Origin of the sequence: Rhizobium sp. LjRoot98 (assembly GCF_964252935.1) — a bacterium.
Taxonomy (GTDB): Bacteria; Pseudomonadota; Alphaproteobacteria; order Rhizobiales; family Rhizobiaceae; genus Pararhizobium.
The window spans coordinates 1-728 of the sequence record NZ_CAXUPW020000055.1 but is presented as its reverse complement, the minus strand read 5'-3'; the positions used below and the strand labels follow the sequence as shown (position 1 = coordinate 728).

Annotated in this window: 1 pseudogene; it reads left to right on the top strand. The window is 56.5% G+C overall.

The features are described 5' to 3' along the window. Positions 1-10 precede the first annotated feature (10 nt). Positions 11-728, top strand: a pseudogene (locus tag ACSQ3J_RS31320) (IS5 family transposase); the annotation flags it as partial.

The window sequence follows — 728 nt, the reverse complement described above, 5'->3', positions numbered from 1 at the left end:
GGAGGCTGCTTTGGCTCGTGGCGATCTTTCGGATGTCGAATGGCGGATTATTGAAGGGCTTTTGCCTGCGGAGCGAGGAAGAAAATCCCGTCCTGCCCATGATAATCGGCGCTTTCTAAACGGGATGCTGCACGTTCTGCGCGTCGGATGCCCTTGGCGGGATATGCACGAACGATACGGCAAATGGAATTCGGTTTATGTCCGTTTCCGGCGATGGGCTGAGCACGGCGTTTGGGATGCCCTTCTGGAAACATTGGTCGGCCTTGGCCTGACTGACGACTGGCAGCACATGATCGATAGCACCACAGTTCGCGGCCATTCGCAGGCAGCGGGCGCTAAAGGGGGACTCATAAGGAGGCTTTTGGTCGATCACGCGGCGGCTTTACGACAAAAATCCATGCCAGAGCGGACGGTCAGGGACGCCCTCTTGGCTTTATCCTGACGGGTGGCGAGACCTCGGACTACAATGCCGTTCCGGCTCTTTTGGCCATGCCAGTCAACAAGCCCAGGCTATTCCTGGCAGATAAGGGGTATGACGGCGACTCTATCCGGGAAGAGCTTTTGATGCGCGGCATCCGTCCCGTTATTCCGCCAAAAGCGAACCGGAAGAACCCGCCTGCCTGTGACTACCGAGCATACAAGGATCGCAATCGTATCGAGCGGATGTTTAATCGTCTCAAGCAGTTTCGCAGGGTCGCCACCAGATACGATAAGACCAGAGCTTCCTT